We start from the raw sequence: 15790 nt of genomic DNA, 5'->3' as shown, positions 1-15790 counted from the left end.
AACTTCGGACAACCGCTGATGTTTACAAACCGTACAGTGCTGGGGGCGATCTCGGGCCTGACAAAACTGCTAGTTCTGGCACGGCGGCCGGTCGGCGATGGCGATGTAGCCCTTTGCGCTCGCTCGCCAGCGCTCAGCTCAAAAGTCATAACGCACATTCATCATCACGTTACGCGGCGCGCCATAGTGCCCGTAGCTGCCGGAAAAGCCGGAGTAGTACTTCTCATCGAACAGGTTGTTCAGGTTCAAGGTGGTCGACAGATGATCGCTCAGGCGATAGCGCGCCATCAGGTTGAACACGGCGTAATCGTCTTGGCCGACGCGGCTGTTGTAGCGGCTGAAGTACAGCGAGTTGCTGGAGTTCCAGCTAGCCCCGCCGCCTACGGTCAGGCGGTTCCAGTCACCGGCTAGCTTGTAGGTGGTCCACAGGCGGAAGGAGTCCAGCGGCAGCTGGGTCGTCAGGCGCTGGCCTTGGGCATCCTCGGTTCGCGAGTGGCTGTAGCCGGCCTGCAATTCCCAACCTGGGCTGAGCTCGCCGGACAGTTCCAGGTCGAGACCTTGGGTCTTGGCGCCACTGACCGCCTTGTAGGCATCATTGCCGGTGCCCGGCACCGTCTGGCCGGCATCCAGTTCGGCGACGTTGTCGCGCTTGATCAGGTAGGCCGCCACGTTGGCATTGAGTCGGCCCTCGTAGAACTCGCCCTTCCAACCCAGTTCGTAGTTCTTGCCCACCACCGGATCCAGCACCTTGCCGCTGCTGTCCTGGCTCGATTGCGGCTTGAAGATGTCGGTGTAGCTGACATACACCGACTGTTCGGCGGTGAGGTCGTAGACCAGTCCGGCATAGGGCGTGACCACGCCGCGCTCGGTCATCGAATAGTCTTGGGGAGCGGCACTGCTGCTGAGCAGTTCGAGGTAATAGTTGTAGCGGTAGTTGCTGACCCGTGCGCCGAGGATCAGGTGCAGGCTGTCGCTGAGATTGAAGCGCCCCGCCGCAAAATAGCCGCTCTGGCGGGTGTCGACGTCATAGGTCATGAACGGCGTGAATCCGTCCCGGTCGGGCTTGGGCAGCTCGTTGCTCCAGTGGTCGTAGTCGACCAGCACATCGGGGCCGCTGCTTGCGTAATGATGGTTGACGTAGTCCAGGTAGTTGGCGCCGACGATCAACTCATGAGTTTGCCCCAGCAGCTCGAACGGCCCTTGCACGGTGGCGTCCACAGCGCGTTGGTGCTGGGTGGCTTGGGCCCAGGACTGGTCGATGGTCGCGATCCCTTCAGGGGTGATGTAGGCGCGGTTGGTCGAGCTCGAATAGGAGCCGCCAAAGGTGTCGCGGTCGACATCCATGAAGGTGGTGGCGACCTTCAACTGCCAATCGTTGGCCAGTTGCTGCTCAATGCCCAGGGTGTAGTTGTTGGTCTCGAAGCGATCGGAGTTCCAGCGCGCGCCGGAGCTTTTCGAACGGGAGAAATCTGTCTGCTGGCCGTTGGTGTAGATCATCGGCACGCCCTGCGCACCGGTCGGCCGGTAGCGCTGGTGGTCGATGCTAAAGCGCAGCACGGTGCTGTCAGTCAGGTCGGCTTCGAGCACGCCATAGAGAATGTCGCGGTCCTGTTGGTACCACTGCATGAAGGTGTTGTTCAGCTGCTTGGCCGCAACCACTCGCCCGCGCAGGTTGCCGGTTGCGGTCAAGGGGCCGGAGACATCCGCCTCCAGGCGCTGGTAATCCCACGAGCCTAGCCCGCCCTGCAGGTAGGCCTGAAAGTCGCGGGTCGGGCGCTTGCGTACGACGTTGACCACCCCACTCGGATCGCCCGCACCGGTCATCAAGCCGGTGGCGCCGCGCACCACTTCGACCCGGTCGTAGATGGCCATGTCCATCAGCGTGCTGGGCATGTTACGGGTCTGGTTTTCCTGGTAGGTGGTGACGCCGTCGAACTGATAGGTATTGATCGCGCTGCCGCGCGAGTAGATGTTGAAGCGCTCGCCGCCGTCCTGGGACATGGTCACCCCAGGGGTCTGGTTGAGTACCTCGGACATGCTGTGCAGTTGCTGATCGTCCATGCGCTGGCGGGTGATCACGCTGATGGTCTGCGGGGTTTCGCGAATCGACAGGTTCAACTTGGTCGCAGTGCTGGTCGAGCCGGTGGTATAGGAGCCGGTGCCTTCGGTGGTGGCACCCAACCCTGCGGCACTGATGCTGGTTGCGCCCAGCTCCATGGCACCGGTTGAGCTGACCTGAGCGATCAAACGATAGCGCCCCGGTGCCACTGTCACTGGCTGCAGGCCAGTCCCGGCGATCAGTTGAGCAAGCGCCTGGTCGAGCGCGAATTGGCCGCGCAGACCAGGACTGTTCAGGCCATTGGAGAGCTGCGAATCCACCGCAACCATTACCCCCGCTTGCTGACCGAACTGGCCTAATACGCTGTCCAGGCTTCCTGCTGCAATGTCATAGCTGCGCACGTCGGCCTGCTCGACAGTGGCTTGGGCCGCCTGCGCGACAGGCTGGACCCAGGCCACGGCAAGGCCGAACAACACGCCGCGCACGGCAGCTGCAAGGGGAGTAAGGCGAGTTTGCATCGAGACAATCCTTGGAAAACAGTGGGGTCATGACACTGGCTAATCAGTGCCTTCCCTTGTCTTGATGCGTGATGCAGCAAAACCTGCCTAATCGATGAAAAAAAAATTCAAGCCGGCACGACGCTAGCCCAATAGCCGAATACCCGTTGCACGCGAATCGGCAAAACCTGGGTCAGCAGATCCAGGCTGGCCTCCGGCTGATCGATGGAGAACGAACCACTGGCCTGCAGGTTGGCGATACGTGGATCGCAGCGCAGTACGCCGGGCCGATAGCGGTCCAGTTCCGTGAGCAGTTGCCCCAGTGGCAAGCGCTCGGCCAGCAGCAGCCCCTGGGTCCACGCCGCAGCGCCTGCCGGCAATGGCGCCAAGGCACCGGCAAGCGAGTCGCTGAACCTTTGCTGCCAGCCAGCGCGCAGCTCGAAGCGTTGCCCGCGCGGCTGCTCGACCCGTGCCCCGCCATCGAGTAACTGCACCAGGGTGGCGGAGCGCTCCTGGCTGACCAGCAGGCGCGCCAGCGGCTGTGGCCGGACCCACACATCAGCAGTGCGCAGCGCGACCTGCGCGCCCTGCTGCAGCGTTAGCAGCATCCGCCCCTGGTTGAGGGTCAGCACCCTCAGGCCCGCTGCGAACTCACTGTCGAGTGCGCTGCGGGTATCCAGTTGCACCGCCACGCCCGAGTCAAATGACAGGCTGCGCCGCTCACCTGTCGAGGTGCCGTAGTCACTGAACAGGGTTGGCATGAGGCTACGTTGGCTGACCCCGTAGCCGCTTGCGATCAACACCCCCGCGCCAGCAAAGCCTTTGAGCACGGCTCTGCGCGAAGTCAACGCTCGCGCCTGGAGCAGCCCGCGGACGTTGCCTGCCGATAATCCGCGAGTGCCATCGCGCAGGCCCTGGCCAATACCATTGAGGCGCTGCCAGGCCTGCTCGTGGGCAGGGCTTTCCTGGCGCCAGCGGTGGCAGGCCAGCTGCTCGCCTGCGCTGCTGACACCCGATTGCAGACGCACCATCCACAGCATCGCCTGCTCGACCACGTGCGGGTCCAGGGATGATTCGTCCGAGGCCAGCGGCGTCATTGCTGGTAGACCGCTGCATAGCAGTGCCGATAGGCCTTGAGCATGGCCTTTTGCACCACGTTGACAGTCAGCCCCAACTGCTCGGCGATTTGCGGGTAGGTCAGGCCATCGAGTTGCGACAGCAGGAAGATTTCCCGTACCCGGCTACCGAGGCCGTCGAGTACCTGGCCCACGGCATCGAGCGCCTCAAGCACCAACAAGCGGGTTTCTTCCGAAGGCTGATGCTGGGGCTCGATCAGCGCCAGGCTGTCGAGATAGGCCGCCTCCAGCGCCTGCCGGCGAAAATGCTGCAGGCACAGGCGACTGGCGACCGTACACAGGTAGGCACGCGGTTCGCGCAGCAGCGGTGGCAGTTCGCTGCGCAACAGCTTGACGAAGGTGTCCTGGGCGATATCCAACGCTTGCTCGCGATTGCCCAGGCGACGCCGGAGCATGGCTACGATCCAGCTGTGGTGCTGGAGGTAGAGCTCACCGACATCGTTTGAGCTGGAGGGCGACATGAACGGGATCTCCTGGGCAGCGAGGAAAGCCGTGCATGGTAATACTTCTCATTCATTTTTTACTACAGGTTTTGCCTGACTACATGAGAACACGCCGCCTGCTGTGGCCCTATCGCGGGACAAGCCCGCTCCCATCGGTGTGGCGCCGCCTGCGTAGGAGCGGGCTTGCCCCGCGATGAGGCCAGCCCAGACACCCCCTCCAGCAGCACAACGGTAGGCCCCTGAAACGCCTTCACTCAGCCCAGATACGGCGGATAGTCAATGTAGCCTTCTGCGCCACCACCGTAGTAGGTGTCCTTGTTCGCCACCGCCAGCGGCCAGCCATTTTCCAGCCGTGCAACCAGATCCGGATTGGCAATGAAGGGCTGGCCAAACCCAGCCAGGTCGATCAGCCCCGACGCCACCAACTCTTGCGCACGTTGCAGGGTAAGGTCACCGGCCAGAATCAAGCGGGTCGACTTGAGGCCTTTGCGGCAACTGACCAGCAACGCCTTGAGCGCATCTTCGCGCGCTACGGCCGTTTCGGCACGCAGGAAGAAGTGGGTCTGGTCCATCACATGGACATAGGCAATGCCGCGCTCGCCCAAGCCGGCACACAGCGCGCTGTAGGTCTGGTCGATCTCATCGTACAGCGGCATGTCCATCAACTGCCCGTACGGCGAGAAACGAATACCCACGCGCCCGGCGCCAATTCGCTGGCACACGGCGTCGACCACTTCGAAGACGAAACGCAGGCGGTTATCCAGGTTCTGCGCGCCGTACTGATCAGTGCGGTCATTGACCTTGGGGTTGAGGAACTGCTCCAGCAGGTAACCGTTGGCGCCATGAATTTCCACGCCGTCAAAGCCCGCTTCAATCGCATTAGCCGCAGCCTGGGCAAAATCGCGCACCACCCGGCCGACCGCTTCGCTCGACAGCGCTTGTGGTTGGGAGGTCGAGACGAAACCTGGCTCGCCGTTGTCTGCATAGCCAAAGGCGAACGCGCCCTCAGCCGTTTTGCTGGTTGAACTGACCGGTGCCTTGCCACCTTCCTGGATCGAGGTGTGCGACACCCGCCCAACGTGCCACAGCTGGGCGAAAATCTTGCCGCCAACGCTGTGTACCGAATCAGTCACCAGGCGCCAGCCAGCGATCTGTTCAGGGGTGTAGATACCTGGGTTGAACAGGTAACCCTGGCCTTCACGCGAGATCGGCGTGCCCTCGGACACGATCAGGCCGGAGCTGGCGCGCTGGGTGTAGTACAGCGCGGTAAGTGCATTGGCGACATCGCCCGGTGAACGCGAACGGGTCATCGGGGCCATGACGAAGCGGTTTCGAAGTACGGTATCGCCGAGTTGAAATGCGTTGAACAGGCTCACGAAAAGTCTCCACAGGTAGTGAGTAATGCTGCGTGTGGGTTAGCCTATTGAAGAAATCTTCAGTGATCTGCGCAAAGATTTCTCAAGTGAGTGGAATTTAATTCATCAATTGGAGCGTGGCATGTACTCGTCTGAACGGCTCAAGGGCATCGACGTGTTCGTCGCGGTCGCCGACCTTGGCAGCTTTACCGCAGCGGCTGAACGACTCAACCTGACCAGTTCAGCGGTCAGTAAAAGTGTCGCGCGCCTGGAGGGCAGACTGGGGGTGCGCCTGTTCAACCGCACCACCCGCACATTGTCACTGACTGAAGCCGGCACCGCGTTCTATCGCACCTGCACCGCGGTACTGGCAGATCTGGAAGAGGTCGAGCACGTGCTGGTCAGCGCGGGCAATGAGCCGCACGGCAAAGTGCGGATCGACCTGCCGGCCTCCTACGGCAGGATGCACGTGCTGCCGCTGATCCTCGATTTCATTGGCCTGCACCCGTTGCTGCAGCCGCACATTTCGTTCTCGGACCGGTTCGTCGATCCGGTTCACGAAGGCATCGATATCGTCGTGCGCATAGGCGGGCCGGATGCGTGGCCGGCGAACCTCGGCCATCGCTACTTCGGCGCGCAACGGCTGATTTTTTGCGCAGCGCCCGCCTACCTTGAGCGCCATGGCGTCCCCCGCAGCGAGCGCGATCTGGATGCGCACCACTGCGTGGGCTACGGCCAGGCGGACGGGTTGGTCAGCCCCTGGTATTTCAAAGGGCGCCAGCCGGGCGAGATGGAGCGCCGAACGGTGCAGGCGCGCATTGCCGTTGGCGATGGTGAAGGGGAAGTCGCGGCAGTGCTGGCCGGCCATGGCATCGGCCAGTTGCCGACCTGGCTCACTCAGCGCCACCTCGATTCAGGCGCGCTGGTCGAGGTGCTGCCACAGCTGGCCACCGATGGCTTGCCGATGAACCTGGTATGGCTCAAGAGCCGTGAAAGCCTGCCTAAGGTCAGGGCCCTGCTCGATTACCTGCTGCCACGCTTGGCGCCGCATGGCACGCTCAACCGCAGTGCCCCGTGAAGCAAACAGCGGCCTCAATAAGTTGCCCTGCCCCCGCTCAGATCGAACACAAAGCCTGTGGTAAAGCTGCATTCCGGCCCCGCGATCCAAGTCACCATGTTGGCGATCTCTTCGGCTTTGAGGAAGCGACCCATGGGGATCTTGGCCTTGCTCGCATCAATGTTCCGCAGCTCAAGCTTGAGTCGCCGTCACTGAACATCGAGTGGCAGACCTCGTTGATGAACGAGATGCCCAACCAGATCCTGTCGAAGAAAGTCGACCTGTCGATCGCCGCCTTGCCAGTAGTGCATGACCATCTGCATTCGCAGGCATTCATGCGCGGGCGCATGGTGGTGGTGATGGCTGGCGACCACCCGCTGGCGCAGCAGCCAGTGCTGTCGCTGCAGCAGCTTGAGGGCCAGCCACTGCTGCTGTTCAGGCCCGACATGCCGTTTGGCCAACTGCTCGCGCAACAGATCGAGCACCGCGGTTTGCACCTGCACTCGCTGCTATCGTTCACCAACGCCGTCGAGGCGGTGGCGTTGGTCAAGCAAGGCATGGGCCTGAGCATCATCGATGAGTTCGTGGCGCAAGACAGCGGCTTGACGGTGGTGCCACTGGCCGAGGAAATCTACTTCGACATCAGCTTCGTCTATTCGCGCTTCGAGCCACCGTCGCAAGCAGCGCTGCACCTGATGCGGGTGCTGCGGGCGCAGGCGGTGAACGTTGGCCGAGCTATCGCTGGCTTCGAGTTGCCCAATCCATGAACCTCGGCGGCGACGGGTTGACCGCTGTACGACTGTCATAGACGATTGATTTCCCGCCAGACAAGGACGACCACATGTTACGGATACTGGGCAGAGCGGCCTCGATCAACGTGCGCAAGGTGCTATGGGCCTGCGCGGAAATGAACATCGGCTTTGAACGAGAGGACTGGGGCGCGGGCTTCAAACCGACAGCGCTGCCTGAGTTTCTGGCGCTGAACCCCAATGCCATGGTTCCGGTTATCCAGGATGGCGACTTCACCCTGTGGGAATCGAACAGCATCATCCGCTACCTGGCCACACGTGATGGCCAGAGCGCGCTCTATCCGGCCGAAGCCAGGGCCAGGGCACGCGTGGATCAATGGATCGATTGGCAGGCCTCCGATCTGAACCGCTCCTGGAGCTATGCCTTCATGTCCTTGGTCAGGCATTCGCCTGCGCATCAGGATGGCCAGGCGCTTGCCGCTGGCTTGGCGCAATGGTCCAACTACATGCAAATACTCGATCAGCAGCTCGAAGCAACAGGGGCTTACGTGGCCGGCGACGCCTTTTCACTGGCCGACATTCCCATCGGCCTGTCGGTCCACCGCTGGTTCGCAACACCTTTTGCCCACCCACCGCTGCCAGCAGTCACGGCCTATTATGAGCGGCTCAGCGGGCGACCTGGTTTTCGCCTGCATGGTCGCAACGGCACGCCCTAGACACGCTCGGCCACGCCTTGCTGGCAAAACGCCCCACTTTACCAGTGGTTGATCGTCCGGCTAGAGTGTCGCCCCCCGGGAATTGGATCCCGGGCTTTGGACCATGGAGCTGTTCAGTGAAGTACCTCAGTAAAGTTGTAGCCGCATGCGCATTCGGCCTGGTTCTGGCAGGTTGCACAGGTGCCCCGATCAAATCGGCCCACTATGACAGCAGCCAGTACACCGTGCTGGGTCACAGTGAAGCCAGCGCCACCGGCCTGATGCTGTTCGGCCTTATCCCAATCCGTCAGAACAGCCGCTTCGTCCGTGCACAGGACGCGGCGATCAAGGCCAAGGGCGGCGATGCGCTGATCAATACCCAAGTGCAGGAAAAGTGGTTCTGGGCCTGGGTCCTGAATGGCTACACCACCAAGGTTTCCGGTGATGTGATCAAGCTGAACAACGTCCAGTAATCCCACGCTTCGACAGTGGTGCCCAATGGGCGCGCCCGGCCGCTGATCGCGCGGCGTGGGGCGCGCCTGGTCATCAAACGCTGCGGGTCACCCCGCCATCGACGCGGATGTTCTGCCCGGTGATATAGGCCGCCCCTTCGCTGGCCAGGAAGGCGATGGTGGCAGCGATTTCCTCGCTGGTGCCATAGCGCTTGAGCGGAACACTGTCGCGCCGCTGCTCAGTGGCCGGCAGGCTGTCGATCCAGCCGGGCAACACGTTGTTGATGCGCACGTTATCGCCGGCGAAGTTGTCGGCGAAGATTTTGCTGAAGGCTGCCAAGCCTGAACGGAACACCGCCGAAGTAGGGAACAACTCGCTCGGCTCGAACGCCCAGGCGGTGGAAATATTGATGATTACCCCGCCTTTCTGGGCCTGCATGATCGGCGTGACCAAGCGACTCGGGCGAATGACATTGAGCAGGTAGGTTTCCATGCCCAGGTGCCAGTCTTCGTCGCTGATTTCCAGGATCGGTGCACGCGGGCCGTGACCGGCGCTGTTGACCAACACATCGATCCGGCCCCATTTTTCCATGACCGCGTCGACCAGACGCTGCAGGTCTGCGTTGGACTGGTTACTGCCGGTGACGCCAATGCCGCCCAGCTCCTGGGCCAGCGCTTCACCTTTGCCGGACGAAGACAGGATGGCCACCTTGAAGCCATCGGCGGCCAGGCGCTTGGCGGCAGCGGCGCCCATGCCGCTGCCGCCGGCGGTTACGATAGCTACTTTTTCTACTGACATAGGGGCTCCTGGCTTTACGCGAAGTCTGCGGTGGATGTGAGGTTCAGCCTACACCTTGGTTGGGATCAGCAGCAGTGATCAATAATGCTTGCAGCCTGTAGAAAATCTGTTGGCATGCCATTTTGGGTCCGCTTTGCGGCCCATCGCAGCGGTTCGGCGCCCCGATAAGCCAGCTCCTACAAGGGTCATGCAGAGGCATGTAGTCCCAAGATCCCGGCAAACACGCTAAGGTAGAACCTTTACGCAAAAGGACTGCCGCATGCCGCAACACTCCGGCTTCGTCAGGGTGCGTGGCGCCCGCGAGCACAATCTGCAGAACGTAGACGTCGACATCCCCCGCGACGCACTGGTGGTGTTCACCGGGGTGTCCGGCTCGGGCAAATCCTCGCTGGCCTTCTCGACGCTCTACGCCGAAGCCCAGCGCCGCTACTTCGAATCTGTCGCGCCGTACGCCAGGCGCCTGATCGACCAGGTTGGCGTACCGGATGTCGACGCCATCGAAGGCCTGCCGCCAGCGGTGGCCTTGCAGCAGCAACGCGGCACGCCCAGCGCCCGCTCCTCGGTGGGCAGCGTCACCACCCTCTCAAGCTCGATCCGCATGCTTTACTCGCGCGCCGGCAGCTATCCGGCCGAGCAACCGATGCTCTACGCCGAGGACTTTTCGCCCAACACCCCGCAAGGTGCCTGCCCCGAATGTCATGGCCTGGGCCGGGTCTACGAGGTGACCGAAGCGAGCATGGTCCCGGACCCTTCGCTGACCATACGTGAACGCGCAGTCGCAGCCTGGCCGATGGCCTGGCAAGGGCAGAACCTGCGCGACATCCTCGTGACCTTGGGCTACGACGTGGATATTCCCTGGCGCGACCTGCCCCAGGAGCAGCGCGACTGGATTCTGTTCACCGAACAAACGCCGACCGTACCGGTGTATGCCGGCCTGACCCCAGGGCAAACCCGCGCTGCACTCAAGCGCAAGCTCGAACCCAGCTACCAGGGCACCTTCAGTGGCGCCCGGCGCTACGTGCTGCACACCTTCATGCAGTCGCAAAGCGCGCAGATGCGCAAGCGTGTCTCTCAGTTCATGCGCCCCAGCCCCTGCCCGCTGTGCGCAGGCAAACGCCTCAAGCGCGAGGCACTGACCGTGACCTTCGCCGGCCTGGATATCGCCGAGCTGTCACAGATGCCACTACAAGACCTGGCCAAAGTGCTCAGGCAAGTTGCCGCAGCCGACTATCTGCAGCAGCCTGAACAAACCTCAGAAACCCTCACCCACCAACAAACCCGCGCAGCCCGCCAACAACGCGCGGCCAAGGGTGAGCCTGCGCACAGCGGCGGCCCGGATGTACGGCACACGCCCAACCTGTCGCTGGAAAAGCGCCTGGCCGCACAACGTATCGCCGCCGAGTTGCTGGAGCGCATCGACACCCTCATCGACTTGGGCCTGGGCTACCTGGCGCTGGAACGCAGCACGCCGACGCTGTCCTCCGGTGAGCTGCAACGCCTGCGCCTGGCCACCCAGCTCAATTCGCAGCTGTTCGGCGTGATCTACGTGCTCGACGAACCTTCGGCCGGCCTGCACCCGGCCGATAGCCAAGCGCTCTATGCCGCCTTGCAGCGGCTCAAGTCCAGCGGCAACTCGGTGTTTGTCGTCGAGCATGACCTGGACACCATGCGCCGGGCCGACTGGCTGGTCGATGTCGGCCCTGCTGCCGGCGAGCATGGCGGGCAGATTCTCTACAGTGGCCCACCCGAAGGCTTGCGCCAGGTGCAGGCATCGCGCACCCGCGCCTACCTGTTCGCAGAGCAGGCCAGCCGCCAACATCAGCCTCGCCAGGCACACGCCTGGCTACGCCTGGAAGGCATCACCCGCAACAACCTCGATGCGCTCAGCGCGCAGTTTCCACTGGGCTGCTTCAGCGCCGTCACCGGCATCTCCGGATCGGGCAAATCGAGCCTGGTCAGCCAGGCCCTGCTGGAACTGGTCGGCGCCCACCTGGGCCAGCCGCAGCAGCCTGAGGAAGCTGAAGAACAGAGCCTGGAAGATGAACCGCAGGCGACCAGCACTGGCCAGATCGTCGCCGGGCTGGAGCAGATCAAGCGCCTGGTCAAGGTCGACCAGAAACCCATCGGCCGCACCCCGCGCTCCAACCTGGCGACCTACACCGGGTTGTTCGATCACGTGCGCAAGCTGTTCGCTGCCACCGCGCAGGCCAAGGCGCAAGGTTTCGATGCCGGGCGCTTTTCGTTCAATGTCGCCAAAGGTCGCTGCGAAACCTGCGAGGGGGAAGGTTTTGTCAGCGTCGAGTTGCTGTTCATGCCCAGCGTCTACGCCCCCTGCCCCACCTGCCACGGTGCACGCTATAACCCCGAAACCCTGGCGGTGACCTGGCAGGAGATGAACATCGCCCAGGTGCTGCAGATGACCGTTGACCAAGCCCTTGAGGTATTCGCCGAACAGCCCAGTATCCGCCGCAGCTTGCAGGTGCTGCAGGACATCGGCCTGGGTTATCTGCGCCTGGGGCAGCCAGCCACCGAACTGTCTGGCGGTGAGGCACAACGGATCAAGCTGGCCACCGAGCTGCAGCGCACGGCGCGCGGCGCGACGTTGTATGTGTTGGATGAACCGACCAATGGCCTGCATCCGCAAGATGTCGATCGCCTGCTGGTGCAACTCAACCGCCTGGTCGACGCCGGGCACACGGTGGTGGTGGTCGAGCATGATATGCGGGTGGTTGCGCAGAGCGACTGGGTGATCGATATCGGCCCGGGGGCTGGTGCAGCCGGGGGCAAAGTGGTGGTGAGCGGTAAGCCTGAGACGGTGGCCAAGCATCGGCACAGCCGCACGGCGCCGTTTTTGGCAGGCGCCTTGCGCTGAACGCGGTGCCCGTAGCGCATTGCGGGACATACATACGCCTACCAGTAAGCGCACAAACGACTGCCCACGAAAAGGCCGTAACTGATTAACGCCAACTGTGACAACCGAGCGTAGGCAGATTATTCTTCAGAGGTATGTTTTCCCGTCTCAATATGTGAGCGCCGAATATGAAAATCGATGACATGGACGCCTTCGTGGCGGTTATCCGTTGCCAGTCGACCAACCTTGCCGCCGAAGCCCTGCAACTGACCCAGCCGGCCATCACGCGGCGCCTGCAGAACTTCGAGCAAGACCTGGGCGCCACCCTGCTCGACCGCAATACCAAACCCCTCAAACCCACGCCGATGGGCTTGCGGGTGTATGAGCAGTGCAAGGCGATCCTGCGTGAAATCGATGCCCTGCGCGAGCTGGTGGCCAACGATGGCGCCCCCTCCGGCACCCTGCGCCTAGGCGTGCCGCAAACCTTGGGCGATGTGGTCTTGCTCGATGCCCTGGCGAAGATTCGCGAGGCCTATCCGGTGTTGCGCACCCAGGTCAGCAGCGGCTGGGGCAGCAGCTTGATCACGCGCATGGAAAACGGCGAGCTCGATGCTGCAGCCGCACTGTTCCCGCCCGGCAAGATCTTCCCCGAAGGCATCGCCAGCCAGTCGATCGGGCGCATGCCGCTGCGCGTGGTGGCAGCCAAGGGCAGTGCCAGCAAGCGCAGCTACAAGCTCAAGGACTGCTATACCCGAGGCTGGGTGCTCAACCCTGATGGTTGCGGGTTCCGCGCAGGTCTGCAACGGGCGCTCAGTGAGCAGGGTTTGTCGCTGTCGATCAACCTGGAGACCTTTGGTACGGACTTGCAGTTGGGCCTGGTCGCCAGTGGCCAGGGCCTGGGGCTGGTGCCTGAACCGCTGCTGCTGGCCAGTCGTCACAGGGATCAACTGGAGGTGGTCAACGTCAGTGATTTCAAGCCGCAGGTGGATCTGTGGCTGTTCCATCCGCGCTACCTGGGCAATTTGCAGGAGCCGGTGGAGCTGTTTGGCGAAATTGCCGGGGCGCGGTTGCGCAGCTAGGCCTCGCTGTACCCTTGGCTGCGGATCAAGGCGTCACTCAAGACTACAAATGAAATAAATGCATAAAGCAGGATAAATTAAATTCTTAAAACAAATAATTAGCATAGAACCAAAAAGACTTTTACAGCGCTGATCCAGACGAATACGGTCTTAACAAACCTACCGTGTTCCAGGGATGAATACCCATGAGTCACCCACCCTCCGATCGCGCCCTGGCCGAGCTTACTCAGGCCCTGGCTGCCAACGCCGAGCGCTATGACCGCAGTGGTCAGTTCCCCCACGACAATTTCACCCTGCTGCACCAATACCGCCTGCTCGGGCTGACCGTACCCAGCGCCCTGGGCGGCGGCGGTGCAGACTTGGCTACCGCGCGGCGGGTGATTGCCGCCGTCGGCAAGGGCGACCCGGCCACTGCGCTGATCCTGGCGATGCAGTATCTGCAACACGTGCGCTTGCAAGAGCACGGCCGCTGGCCCGAGCACCTGCGCCTGCGGGTGGCTCGCGATGCCGTGGACAACGGCGCGCTGATCAACGCCTTTCGGGTCGAGCCAGAACTGGGCACGCCGACGCGCGGTGGCCTGCCTGCGACCGTGGCGCGACGCACCGCTGAAGGCTGGCGAGTGTCTGGGCGCAAGATCTACTCCACCGGCAGCCACGGCCTGACCTGGTACCTGGTGTGGGCACGCAGTGACGACAGCGATCCTCTGATCGGCGGCTTCCTGGTGCACAAGGACAGCCCCGGCATCCGCATCATCGATGAGTGGGATCACTTGGGCATGCGCGCCACCTGCAGCCATGAAGTGCGCTTCGACGATGTACTGATCCCACTTGATCATGCGGTCAACGTCAGCCCGGCCAGCGCGCCACGCCCGGAGCTCGATGGCGAAGGCCAGCTGTGGATGTCGGTGCTGCTGCCAGCGCTGTACGATGGCGTGGCCCAGGCCGCACGCGACTGGCTGGTGCAGTTCCTGCAATCGCGCACACCCAGCAACCTCGGCGCGCCGCTGGCGAGCCTTGCGCGGTTCCAGGAAGTGCTCGGGCGTATCGACACGCTGCTGTTCGCCAACCGCACCCTGCTCGACTCTGCGGCCGCCGGGCAGGTCGATGCGCGGCATGCCGGGCAGATCAAGCACCTGGTCAGCAGCAACGCCATCAGCGCGGTCGAACTGGCCATCGAAGCCGCTGGCAATCCCGGGCTGTCGCGGCGTAACCCGCTGGAGCGGCATTATCGCGACGTGCTGTGCAGCCGCATCCACACCCCACAAGACGACGTAGTCCTCGGCCAGGTTGGTCGTGCAGCGCTGGCGCAGGCCAGTGCATAACCCCCTCTAGCGGAGATTGTCATGCGTTCATTGTCTATCGTCACCGATGCCACCCGCTCGGTGCGCCAGCGAGTCAGCAGCCAGGAGTGGGAGGTGCGGGTCAAGCTGGCCGCCGCCTATCGCCTGGCGGCGCTGTTTCGCTGGACCGACCATATCTACACGCACTTCTCGGCCCGCGTGCCAGGCCCGGACGAGCACTTCTTGATCAACGCCTTCGGCCTGCTGTTCGACGAGATCACCGCCTCCAACCTGGTCAAGGTCGACGTCGATGGCAGCATCATCGATGATCCGCTGGGGCTGGGCATCAACCAGGCCGGCTATGTCATTCACAGTGCTATCCACCGCGCTCGCCCGGATCTGAAAGCCGTGCTGCACACCCATACCCGCGATGGTGCGGCGGTGTCGGCACAGCGCCACGGCTTGCTGCCGATTTCCCAGCATGGCTTGGCCTATTACAGCCGCGTGGTCTATCACGACTACGAAGGCGTGGCGCTGGATCTGGACGAGCAGCAACGCTTGGTGGCCAATCTGGGTCAGAGCAACATTCTCATCCTGCGCAATCATGGCCTGCTGACCGGCGGCATCAGCGTCGAGCACGCGTTCCGTGAACTGCACGGGCTGGAACGTGCCTGCAACATCCAGGTGGCGGCGCAGGCGGGCGGCAATGCCGAGTTGCTGCACGCCTCAGCGGCGGCGATTGCCAAGGTGCACGAGCAGTCCAAACGCTTTTCCGATGGGCTTGGAGAAGGCATTCAGCGCCATTGGGATGCACTGATCCGTCAGCTCGATCGCGAAGGGCGCGATTACCAGCAGTGACGGCTCGCCGGTAGGGGCTTGATCGCGGGCAAGGCGGCAGCGGCTTGCCCCGTGCGATGAGGCCTTGAATGATCAGCGCAGCAGCATCTGGATCTGCTCGTGCAGGGTATCCAGATCAAACGGCTTGGCCAGAATCGGTGCCTTGCGCGCGATCGGGCTGCCGGATTCGAGGATCTCCGCCGGATAACCGCTGATGAAGATCACCTTCAGATCCGGTCGCAGCTTCACTGCAGGCTCAGCGATCTGCACCCCAGAAATGCCGCCCGGCAAGCGAAAGTCGGTGACGATCAGATCCAGGTGCGGTTTTCTCGCCAGAATGTCAAACGCCTGCTGGCCATCCTCGGCCACCAGCACGTGGTAGCCCTCACCGGACAGGTAATCACGCAGGATCATCCGAATCGCCGGTTCATCCTCGACCACCAGTACCACGTCTTGTGCATCTTCGCTCATGACAACGCCTTGAAATTCAATAAGTTGGCC

The 15790-nt window shown here is 62.6% G+C and carries 13 protein-coding genes and 2 pseudogenes; 8 read left to right on the top strand and 7 right to left on the bottom strand.

Features of this window, described 5'->3' with window-relative positions; genetic code table 11:
* Window positions 1-138: 138 nt before the first annotated feature.
* The 4 genes from HU737_RS07620 to HU737_RS07605 form a co-directional block, all read right to left on the bottom strand.
* A complete protein-coding gene (locus HU737_RS07620) occupies window positions 139-2577 on the bottom strand; it encodes a TonB-dependent siderophore receptor (RefSeq protein ID WP_186553491.1) in 2439 nt (812 codons plus the stop codon).
* Window positions 2578-2684: 107 nt separating this feature from the next.
* Window positions 2685-3653 carry a DUF4880 domain-containing protein gene (locus HU737_RS07615; RefSeq protein WP_186553492.1) on the bottom strand — a complete coding sequence of 323 codons (969 nt, stop codon included), beginning with the start codon at window positions 3651-3653 and terminating at the stop codon, window positions 2685-2687.
* Window positions 3650-4153, bottom strand: coding sequence for a sigma-70 family RNA polymerase sigma factor (locus HU737_RS07610; protein ID WP_186553493.1), 504 nt, complete (start codon window positions 4151-4153; stop codon window positions 3650-3652). The genes HU737_RS07615 and HU737_RS07610 overlap by 4 nt, the downstream gene beginning before the upstream one ends.
* Window positions 4154-4389: 236 nt before the next feature.
* On the bottom strand, window positions 4390-5511 hold the full coding sequence (locus HU737_RS07605) for an alkene reductase (RefSeq protein WP_186553494.1): 1122 nt from the start codon (window positions 5509-5511) through the stop codon (window positions 4390-4392).
* A gap of 121 nt (window positions 5512-5632) precedes the next feature.
* On the opposite strand from HU737_RS07605, the gene HU737_RS07600 reads away from it, so the two are divergent.
* The gene (locus HU737_RS07600; protein ID WP_186553495.1) at window positions 5633-6568 is read left to right on the top strand and encodes a LysR family transcriptional regulator; all 936 of its coding nucleotides are present in this window, start codon (window positions 5633-5635) and stop codon (window positions 6566-6568) included.
* Window positions 6569-6582: 14 nt separating this feature from the next.
* Here HU737_RS07600 and HU737_RS07595 read toward each other — a convergent pair.
* Window positions 6583-6729, bottom strand: a pseudogene (locus HU737_RS07595) (3-oxoacyl-ACP reductase); the annotation flags it as partial.
* A gap of 6 nt (window positions 6730-6735) precedes the next feature.
* On the opposite strand from HU737_RS07595, the pseudogene HU737_RS07590 reads away from it, so the two are divergent.
* The 3 genes and pseudogenes from HU737_RS07590 to HU737_RS07580 all read left to right on the top strand — a co-directional run.
* Window positions 6736-7314: pseudogene (locus HU737_RS07590) on the top strand (LysR substrate-binding domain-containing protein); the annotation flags it as partial.
* 74 nt (window positions 7315-7388) lie between these two features.
* Window positions 7389-8012, top strand: coding sequence for a glutathione S-transferase family protein (locus tag HU737_RS07585; protein ID WP_186553496.1), 624 nt, complete (start codon window positions 7389-7391; stop codon window positions 8010-8012).
* Window positions 8013-8128: 116 nt separating this feature from the next.
* Complete coding sequence (locus tag HU737_RS07580) at window positions 8129-8464, top strand: hypothetical protein (RefSeq protein ID WP_186553497.1); 336 nt, start codon at window positions 8129-8131, stop codon at window positions 8462-8464.
* A gap of 73 nt (window positions 8465-8537) precedes the next feature.
* Here HU737_RS07580 and HU737_RS07575 read toward each other — a convergent pair whose 3' ends face one another.
* On the bottom strand, window positions 8538-9242 hold the full coding sequence (locus HU737_RS07575; RefSeq protein WP_186553498.1) for an SDR family oxidoreductase: 705 nt from the start codon (window positions 9240-9242) through the stop codon (window positions 8538-8540).
* Between the two features lie 259 nt (window positions 9243-9501).
* Here HU737_RS07575 and uvrA point away from each other — a divergent pair, with 259 nt between their 5' ends.
* The 4 genes from uvrA to HU737_RS07555 all read left to right on the top strand — a co-directional run bounded on the left by uvrA (window position 9502) and on the right by HU737_RS07555 (window position 15310).
* Window positions 9502-12114, top strand: a complete 2613-nt coding sequence (uvrA, locus tag HU737_RS07570) for an excinuclease ABC subunit UvrA (RefSeq protein ID WP_186553499.1) — start codon at window positions 9502-9504, stop codon at window positions 12112-12114.
* A 167-nt stretch (window positions 12115-12281) separates the two neighbouring features.
* The gene (locus tag HU737_RS07565) at window positions 12282-13172 is read left to right on the top strand and encodes a LysR family transcriptional regulator (RefSeq protein ID WP_186553500.1); all 891 of its coding nucleotides are present in this window, start codon (window positions 12282-12284) and stop codon (window positions 13170-13172) included.
* A 185-nt stretch (window positions 13173-13357) separates the two neighbouring features.
* Complete coding sequence (locus HU737_RS07560; protein WP_186553501.1) at window positions 13358-14494, top strand: acyl-CoA dehydrogenase family protein; 1137 nt, start codon at window positions 13358-13360, stop codon at window positions 14492-14494.
* 21 nt (window positions 14495-14515) lie between these two features.
* Window positions 14516-15310: a class II aldolase/adducin family protein gene (locus tag HU737_RS07555; protein ID WP_186553502.1), complete on the top strand. Its 795-nt coding sequence runs from the start codon at window positions 14516-14518 to the stop codon at window positions 15308-15310.
* Window positions 15311-15382: 72 nt separating this feature from the next.
* On the opposite strand, the gene HU737_RS07550 is transcribed toward HU737_RS07555, so the two are convergent.
* Entirely contained in the window at window positions 15383-15760 is a 378-nt protein-coding gene (locus HU737_RS07550) for a response regulator (protein ID WP_186553503.1), read from the bottom strand.
* Between the last annotated feature and the right edge of the window lie 30 nt (window positions 15761-15790).

This window comes from Pseudomonas urmiensis, from assembly GCF_014268815.2.
Classification (GTDB): Bacteria; Pseudomonadota; Gammaproteobacteria; order Pseudomonadales; family Pseudomonadaceae; genus Aquipseudomonas; species Aquipseudomonas urmiensis.
Note: the sequence above shows the minus strand (reverse complement) of the source record. Positions and strands in the feature narration are given on the sequence as shown.

Excerpts from the sequence above, each read along its gene's own strand:
- HU737_RS07620 (WP_186553491.1), bottom strand. The coding sequence starts at position 2,577 with ATGCAAACTCGCCTTACTCCCCTTGCAGCTGCCGTGCGCGGCGTGTTG.
- HU737_RS07615 (WP_186553492.1), bottom strand. The coding sequence starts at position 3,653 with ATGACGCCGCTGGCCTCGGACGAATCATCCCTGGACCCGCACGTGGTC.
- HU737_RS07610 (WP_186553493.1), bottom strand. The coding sequence starts at position 4,153 with ATGTCGCCCTCCAGCTCAAACGATGTCGGTGAGCTCTACCTCCAGCAC.
- HU737_RS07600 (WP_186553495.1), top strand. The coding sequence starts at position 5,633 with ATGTACTCGTCTGAACGGCTCAAGGGCATCGACGTGTTCGTCGCGGTC.
- HU737_RS07585 (WP_186553496.1), top strand. The coding sequence starts at position 7,389 with ATGTTACGGATACTGGGCAGAGCGGCCTCGATCAACGTGCGCAAGGTG.
- HU737_RS07575 (WP_186553498.1), bottom strand. The coding sequence starts at position 9,242 with ATGTCAGTAGAAAAAGTAGCTATCGTAACCGCCGGCGGCAGCGGCATG.
- uvrA (WP_186553499.1), top strand. The coding sequence starts at position 9,502 with ATGCCGCAACACTCCGGCTTCGTCAGGGTGCGTGGCGCCCGCGAGCAC.
- HU737_RS07565 (WP_186553500.1), top strand. The coding sequence starts at position 12,282 with ATGAAAATCGATGACATGGACGCCTTCGTGGCGGTTATCCGTTGCCAG.
- HU737_RS07560 (WP_186553501.1), top strand. The coding sequence starts at position 13,358 with ATGAGTCACCCACCCTCCGATCGCGCCCTGGCCGAGCTTACTCAGGCC.
- HU737_RS07555 (WP_186553502.1), top strand. The coding sequence starts at position 14,516 with ATGCGTTCATTGTCTATCGTCACCGATGCCACCCGCTCGGTGCGCCAG.
- HU737_RS07550 (WP_186553503.1), bottom strand. The coding sequence starts at position 15,760 with ATGAGCGAAGATGCACAAGACGTGGTACTGGTGGTCGAGGATGAACCG.